6 protein-coding genes are annotated in these 7,800 nt (G+C 73.1%); all 6 read right to left on the bottom strand.

All coding sequences use genetic code 11. The annotated features are described in order from the left end of the window. The coding region (locus QZ433_RS06610) for a hypothetical protein (protein WP_295780967.1) at window positions 1–994 on the bottom strand (994 nt) is incomplete at its 3' end. A gap of 258 nt (window positions 995–1,252) precedes the next feature. Continuing rightward, window positions 1,253–3,145, bottom strand: a complete 1,893-nt coding sequence (locus tag QZ433_RS06605; protein ID WP_295780964.1) for an FAD/NAD(P)-binding domain-containing protein — start codon at window positions 3,143–3,145, stop codon at window positions 1,253–1,255. Then, window positions 3,142–4,488 carry an NtaA/DmoA family FMN-dependent monooxygenase gene (locus QZ433_RS06600; RefSeq protein ID WP_295780962.1) on the bottom strand — a complete coding sequence of 449 codons (1,347 nt, stop codon included), beginning with the start codon at window positions 4,486–4,488 and terminating at the stop codon, window positions 3,142–3,144. Before QZ433_RS06600 ends, QZ433_RS06605 begins: the two co-directional genes overlap by 4 nt. Then, window positions 4,485–5,690, bottom strand: coding sequence for an LLM class flavin-dependent oxidoreductase (locus QZ433_RS06595; protein ID WP_295780959.1), 1,206 nt, complete (start codon window positions 5,688–5,690; stop codon window positions 4,485–4,487). The genes QZ433_RS06600 and QZ433_RS06595 overlap by 4 nt, the downstream gene beginning before the upstream one ends. A gap of 264 nt (window positions 5,691–5,954) precedes the next feature. Beyond that, window positions 5,955–6,968 carry an LLM class flavin-dependent oxidoreductase gene (locus QZ433_RS06590; RefSeq protein WP_295780956.1) on the bottom strand — a complete coding sequence of 338 codons (1,014 nt, stop codon included), beginning with the start codon at window positions 6,966–6,968 and terminating at the stop codon, window positions 5,955–5,957. Then, the gene (locus QZ433_RS06585) at window positions 6,965–7,681 is read right to left on the bottom strand and encodes a GNAT family N-acetyltransferase (RefSeq protein WP_295780955.1); all 717 of its coding nucleotides are present in this window, start codon (window positions 7,679–7,681) and stop codon (window positions 6,965–6,967) included. Before QZ433_RS06585 ends, QZ433_RS06590 begins: the two co-directional genes overlap by 4 nt. Window positions 7,682–7,800 lie beyond the last annotated feature (119 nt).

Below are 7,800 nucleotides of genomic sequence, written 5' to 3'. Positions count from 1 at the left end.
AGTGCGAGAGGAACCGATCGCGGGCCGCGATGTCCTTCGGGTCCTCGGGGTCGAGCACGGGCGCGAAGGTCTTTCCGACGCGCACGCCCACGGTCGAGCGGTTGCAGCGCGGGTCGCCGAACTGCGTCGCCTGCCACGGGAGCTTCTGCCCCGCGCCGGCCTCGATCTTCTCCCAGACCGCGTCGATCGTGACCTCGCCGAAGTCCTCGCGCCAGCGGCGGTCGTCGCCGATGAACGCCGCCGGCTGGAACGACATCATGTCGAACGGCATCTCGAGCACGTCGCGCGTGACCTGTTCGACCTCGCCGACGTTGGACGGGGTGACCGTCATGTTGTGGGCGAGGTAGCTGCTCACGCCGTGGTCGCGCTTGAGGTCGACGAACATGCGCGCGAACTTCTCGCGGAACGGGTTGAGCTCCGCCTCGCTGCGCGGGCGCACCGCGCCGCGACGACCGCGCATGAGCGAATCGAAGTGCGCCGCGAACGACACCTTGTCGAAGCGCGGTGTGCCGCCTTCGTCGAGGACGACGTCGAGCAGGTAGTCGTAGTCGAAGTCGCCGTGCGTCATCGACATCGGCTCGCGGCCGACCGCGCGCATGGCGAGCAGCGAGCGGGCGTGATCCTCGGCGCTCAGCAGACTCACCTCGCCGCCGATGAGCTGGGCGTGGGCGCGCGGGCCGCGCACCTCGCGCAGGTAGTCCATCTGACGCGTGACGTTGTCGACGGTGTGGTCGCCGTCGATGCGGACCTTGTTGGCATCCGCCGAGTGGTAACAGGGCGAGCACGTCAGGTTGCACTTGGGGAAGACGCCGTGCGTCCCCTCGCACCCGACGGCGCTGCGCCCGAGCAACTGGCTCGGCGTCTTGGCGTGCTCGGGCAGCTCCGCCCACCGCCGGTCGAGGGCGCGGCGCGTCTCGGGGTGGATCGGGCGGGTGTCGAGTTCGAACCGCCGGAGGGTCGTCGCCAGTCGCATGTCGTCCTTTCGTGGCGTCATCGCACTACGAGAAGTGTTCGCCGCGCGCCCGGGTTCGGATTGCGCGTCGTCTCATCCTGCCTCCTTCCGGTGCCTGTGGGGTGGCGGAGTCGGGCGAAACTCCTGAGCTTTCGCGCGGCGACGGCCGGGTCGTGGGGATTTCACGAGGTGGGCCGCCTGACGGCGCAGAAAATCAGGAGTTTCGCACGCGGGCGCGGGCACGGGCACGGCACGCGGGCGCGGGGCGCGCACACGGGCGTGCCGGGGCGACCGGGCGGATCAGCGGACGGCGGCGACGCGACGCGCGGCCAGCGCGGCCGCGACGGCCCCGGCCACGCGGTCGGTCTGGCGCAGCGACAGGGAGTCGGCGTTCGGGCGGGTGAAGGCCCCGGCCTCGGTGCCGGCGGTGAAGGGCCCGAGGGCGAACACCGTCTCGTGCGCGACGCCGGTCGGTGCGATGACGCGGCCGTCGGCATCCACGTCGATCCGCCCGAGCGAGCCGGTGAACCCCTCGTCGGCGACATGGACCTCGCGGCCGTGGCGGGTGGCGAGTTCGCGCAGCACCGGGTTGTCGCTCGCGGCGGCGCCCGGCGCCGGCAACCAGGCGTCGACGAGAGCCCGCGTCTCGAGCTCGCCCGGCACGCGCGGCGACGAGGCCACGAACCCGCGACCGGGTTCGACGCGGACCGACACCTCGGGGCCGAGGAAGCGCACGACGCCCGCGTCGGCGAGGGCGAGCAGCTCCTCGAGGCGGTGCGGGGGAGGACCCGAGGCGACGTAGCTGAAGAAGGCGTGCCAGGTGACGGGCAGGTCCACGGCGCGCGACCGGGCGCTCCACCGCTCCGTGGGGATGTCGGCGAGCCCCAGGAACGAGCCGAGGATCGTCAGGAACAGCGCCTGCGCCGTGCTGTGTTCGGCGGTCGTGCGCAGCCGCAGGTCGTCGGCGATGTGCCGCCGGACGCGGTCGTGCGCGGCCCGTGCGTCGGCGAAGGTCTCCTCCGCGAACGGCCGGTCGAGGGCCGGCACGTCGAACCGATCGAGCGGATCGGGGACCACCGCGGCGACGGCGGCGCGTAGGGCGGGGGTGTCGGCATCCACCGTCCGAAGGGTCTCGCGGAACTCCTCCCACGTCGTGCCGACGCGATCCGGGTGGCCGGTGAACAGCTCGCGGTAGTGCCCCCAGACCAGTTCGCGGGTGATCAGCGGCCACACGTCGTCGACGAAGTCGACCGAGCCGGGCCGCGCGAGCAGGCCCGCGACCGCCGCGGGCGTGAGGACCTCACGGGTGGGCGGCTCGCCGCGCAGCGGCGAGGACACCTTCGAGCGGTAGGGCACGCCGCGACGCGAGCCCAGGTGCAGGCGGGGTTCGGCTCCCGAGGGCTCGTACGTCAGGCGGCCGTCCACCCGCGCGAAGCGTCCGCCGCGGCCCTCGGCGAGCAGGACGACGGCATCGATGGATGCCAGCCCCATCCCGCGGACGATCACGTCCTCGCCCGCGCCCAGGACCGACAGATCGGCGTCGGCCGTGAAAGCGGGCTCGAGGTACGTCAGGTCCTCGCGCGCGGCGGCGTCGAGCAGCGAACGCGCCTCGGCGGAGGGTTCGCGTCCCGCGTGACCGAGAGCGTAGACGAGCACGTCGGCGTCGAGGCGGGTGCCGTCGTCGAGCGCGACCTCCCACCCGTCGGGGGTGTCGTCGACCCACTGCGCGCTCGACTGTCGCCACGAGATCTCGACGCCGGGAGGCGCGATTGCCACCGTACGACGCCAGAACCAGTCGAGGTACACGCTCTGCAGGCGCCGGGTGGGGAAGCTGTCGCCGCGCAGCCCCCGCACCTCGTCGGCGAGTGCCGGGTCGTCGAGATCGACGTCGGGCAGTCGCCCGTCGCGCACGCGCTCGGCCCACTCGATCAGCGAGGGGCCCGACCGCACCGAACCGGAGATCAGGCACGAGTCGTCGGTGAAGACCGTCACGTCGCGCGCCATCGAGTTGAGCTTCAGCAGCGGCGACTGCTCGCGCCGCCAGATGCGCCCCGCGCCCGGCGGGAACGGATCGACGAGCGTGATCTGCACGGGTGCGTCCGCGCGCGTGCGTCGGGCGAGCAGACGCTCGATCAGCATGACGGCGCGGGGACCCGCGCCGAGCACCACGAGTCGCGACGGCTGCCCGCTCATCGCACCGGGGCCGCCACCGGGGGCAGCCCCAGCAGGTCGTGCAGCGTCGCGCCGTCGTCGTACGACTCGCGGTACGAGCCGCGCTCCTGCAGCAGCGGCACCACGCGGTCGGTGAACTCGTCGAGGCCGTGCGGGGTGACGTGACCGACCACGGTGAAGCCGTCTGTCACGCGCTCCTGGACGTACCGATCGATCTCGGATGCCACGTGCGCGGGCGTCCCGACGAAGGTGTGTTTCGCGGTCAGGCGGATGACGAGCTCGCGGATCGACAGCTTCTCTTCGGCGGCGAGGGCGCGCAGCTGATCGATGCGCGCGCGGATCGCCGCGTGGCGTCCGGCGAAACCCTGCGCGGTCTCGGCGCCGGTGTCGGGCTCGACGTCGGGCAGGGGGCCGTCGGCGTCGTACCCGCTGAAGTCGCGGTTCCAGATCTGCTCGAGATAGGTGATCGCGGTCTGCGGCCGCACCTGGGCGAGGGCGATCTCGCGAGAGCGCTCGCGGGCCTCGGCGGTCGTGTCGCCGAGCACGAAGGTCGCCGCGGGCAGGATCTTGAGGGAGTCCTCGTCGCGGCCGCGCGCGGCGAGCCGTCCCTTCACGTCGCGGTAGAACTGCTGCGCGTCCGCGAATTCGGTGTGCAGCGAGAAGATGACGTCGGCGTGGTCGGTGGCGAAATCGCGCCCGTCGGGCGAGTCCCCGGCCTGCACGATCACGGGTCGGCCCTGCGGCGAGGGCGGCACATCGAACACCGCGTCGACGTCGAACAACCGCGACGCGTGCCGCACGCGCGCGATGGCGTCGTCGCGCAGGAACGCGCCGGACTCGGCATCCGCCACGATCGCATCGTCGCGCCACGACGACCAGAGCGCCTTCGACAGCGCCGCGAACTCGGACGCCCGCACGTAGCGGTCGGCATGGTCGAGGTAGCCGCCGCGGCGGAAGTTCGCGCCGTGGAACGCGTCCGAGCTGGTGACGGCGTTCCACCCGGCCCGCCCGTTCGACAGCAGGTCGAGCGTGCCGAGCTGGCGGGCGAGCTCGTACGGCTCGTTGAAGGTGGTGTTGAGCGTGCCGACGAGGCCGATGTGCGAGGTCACCGCGGCCAGGGCGGTGAGGATTGCGAGGGTGTTCGGGCGTCCGGCGACGTCGAGGTCGTGCAGCTGCCCGCGATGCTCGCGCAGACGCAGCCCCTCGGCGAGGAACAGGTAGTCGAAGAACCCGCGTTCGGCGGTGCGGGCGAAGTGCTCGAACGACGAGAAGTCGATCTGGCTGCCCGCGCTCGGATCGGTCCACACGGTGGTGTTGTTCACGCCGGGGAAGTGCGCGGCGAGATGGATCTGACGGCGGGTCATGCGCCGACCTCCTGACGGGCGTAGCGGCTGGACGGGCGCGACAGGCCGAGACGCTCGCGCAGCGTGGGCTCACCCCGGTCGGGGGACAGGATGCCGGCGGCCCGGGCCCGCGGCACCACCTGCTCGGCGATCGCGACGAGGTCGGCCGGAAGGCGGGCGGGACGCAGGCGCACCCCGTCGACCCCGGCGTCGACGAACGCGCGGACCTCGTCGACGACGTCGTCGGCGGTGCCCACGACGACCCGCGCGTCGGTGGTGATCGGGTCGCGCTCCTCGAGCCGCGCCCAGGTGTCGGCGGCCTCGGCGCGCGTGGGGGCGATGAGCACGAGCAGGTCGGCGAAGACGCGCAGGGGCTCGATCTCGTCGCGGACCCGGGCCGCGGCATCCGCCAGTTCGTCCCGGATGCCGCCCACCCCGTCCGCGTCGCGCGGAGTGACGAACACCAGGTCGGCGTGCGCCGCCGCGAAACGGTACGGGACACTCTGGTGCGCGAGGGCGGTGACGAGCGGCTGGCCCTGCGGGGAGCGGGGCACGATCGAGGCGCCCGTGATCGAGAAGAACTCGCCCGCGAAGTCGACGTTGTGCACGCGCTCGCGGTCGAGGAACTTCCCGGTCTCGAGGTCGCGCACGATGGCGTCGTCCTCCCACGAGTCGGCGAGCAGGCGGATCGCCTCGGCGACCTCGCCCGCCTCGCGGAACGCCGCGAGCAGCGCGGGGTCGTCCTCGACGCGGCCCGACGCCGGGAGGCCCGTCGGGCCTTCGGCGCGACGTCCGAAGTTCGCCCGCTCCTGCGGTGTGGAGCCCGCGACCAGGCGCACGCCCGCGCGGCCCCGGCTGACGTGATCGAGGGTCTGCAGCCCCGTCGCGACGTGGAACGGCTCGGGGTGCGTGGTGGTCACGGTCGGAACGAGCCCGAGCCGACGGGTCGCGGGGGCGAGGAACGACGACAGCAGTACCGCATCGAGGCGTCCACGGGCGCGGTCGCGGCGGGTCTCGGCATCCGCCTCGGGGGAACGACCGCCCAGCGAGAGGGCGTCCTCGATCGTCGCGAAGAGGACGCCGGCGTCGTCGGCGAGACGCGCGAGGTCGCGCCAATACCCGGCCGAGGTGAGCTCGGTGGGGCGGGCGGTGGACTCCCGCCAGGCGGCGGGATGCCAGCCGGCACCGTCCAGGGCGACGGCGAGGTGGGCGCGGTGCGACATGGGGCTCCTTCTCTCGAGGGGTGCTGACCACTGTCGCCGGGCGCGGGGCGGCTCTCAACGCGTGTCGTCACACAACGCCTCACGGCGTCACGAAAGGCCACGTGTCGGCGGGGTGAGGCGCGCGGACGCACCGGGGGGGGGGCTGGGACGCGCAATCTCCGCGATGTGCGCAAACTCCGCTGGGTTCGATCCGCGTGAGCTGAGGTCGTGCCCATCGCGGAGGTTATCCACGGCGGCGGGTGTCCCGGCATCCGGGACCGCGCGTCAGACGGCGGCGGCCCGCCAGCCCAGCAGCGGACCCAGCCGCCCCGCGATGTCCTCGAGGATCTGCGCGTAGTCGTCGGGGGCGAAGGCGAACGGCAACGCGAACGCGACCTCGTCGACCTCGGGGTAGGACCGCGACGACAGCAGGCGCTCGGCGATCTGCGCGGACGGGCCGACGAGGTCCTCGGCGAACAGCAGCCCGCGGGGACCGTGCGGGATGCCGACCCGCCCGCGCCGCGCGTCGGCGTAGGCCTCGTAGCGGGCTCGCTGCTCGGGGGTCGCCGAGTCGGTGGGGACCACGACCAGGCCCTGCGACACGCGCGCCCGCTCTCCGTCGGGGTGGGTGTCGCGGTAGAGCCGGATCTGCGCGTACTGCTCCCGGTCGAAGTCGGTCGTCTCGCCCGCCTGCACCACGCTGCTGGTGAGCAGGTGGAAGCCGTTCCCGGCCGCCCAGCCGGCGGATGCCGCGCTGCCCGCGCCGTACCAGAGCCGGTCGGACAGGCCCGCGGCGTGCGGTTCGACCCGCTCCGAGTACTCCTCGATCCCCTCGGTGCCCGCGCGGGCGCTGACCGTGTCTCCGGCGATGAAGCGCCGCAGGCGCGCGAGACGCTCGTAGCCGAACTCCTCGTGCTCGACCGTGTCGGGGTACAGGGCGTGGGCGACGTCGTCGAGCCGCGGTGGCGGCCCCACCGAGAATCCCGGTTCGAGCCGCCCGCCCGACAGGATGTCGACCGTCGCGAGGTCTTCGGCCAGGCGCAGCGGGTTCTCCCACCCGAGCGGGATGACCGCCGTCCCCAGGCGGATGCGACTCGTGCGCTGGGATGCCGCGGCGAGCACCGCCACCGGCGACGAGATGCCGTACTGCAGGTGACGGTCGCGCAGCCACGCGCTGTCGAAGCCGAGCCGTTCTCCGCGTTCGATGATCGACAGGGTCGTCTCGTGGCCGGCGCGGGGGTTCTCGCGATCGAACAGGCCGATGGTCAGGAAGCCGAGGGAGCGGAGGGTACGGGTCATGCCGGCGTCCGCACCGCCACGAAGCGATTGCGCCGCCGCAGCGCGAAGCCGAGCTTCTCGTACGCCGCGATCGCGTTCACGTTGCCCGCGGCCGCGTGCATGAGCGCGCGATCGCCGCGCTGCTGGATGTGGAACGCGACGTCGAGCACCAGACGCGAAGCGAGGCCCTGGCGGCGGTGATCGGCATCCACCGCCACCGCGCTGATCTCGGTCCAGCCGGTCGGATGCAGGCGCTCACCGGCCATGGCGACGAGTCGACCCCCGCGACGGATGCCGATGTAGCGGCCGAGCTCGTGGGTGCGGGGGCGGAAGGGGCCGGGCTGATTGCGCTCGACGATCGCCATCATCTCGGGTGCGTCGTCGGGGCCGAGCTCGACGGCCTCGTCGAAGGGGCGGGTCTGCAAGGCATCGGTCTCGACGAGCTGCACACCCTCTCCGCCGCCCAGGTACTCCCAGCCCTCGGGGATCTCGCCGTCGTAGCCCGAGAGCCCGACCTCGGCGCCGGGCCCGACGAGTTCGCGCAGGGCGTCCCACACCCCCGGTTCCTCCCACGAGCGCACCGCGACGAACGGTGCGACATCGGCCGGATACCGGCGCACCAGGTCTCCGCCGATCGCGAACGACGCGTGCGGGCCGGCGAGTGAATGCCACGCGGCGTTGTCGAGGACGGTCGCGTCGGCGTGGGGGACGGGCACGGTGGCGGGGGAGGTCACCGGGACACTCTGCGCCGGTCGCGGGCGTGGTGCAACTCGACGGTCACAGCGCGCAACGGCCGAGGCCCGCGCGCGTGTTACCCGTCGTTTCCCCCGCGGCGCGGCGACGGTGGCCGAGG

The organism is uncultured Microbacterium sp., assembly GCF_913776565.1.
GTDB lineage: Bacteria > Actinomycetota > Actinomycetes > Actinomycetales > Microbacteriaceae > Microbacterium.
This window is presented reverse-complemented; position numbering and strand designations above follow the sequence as displayed.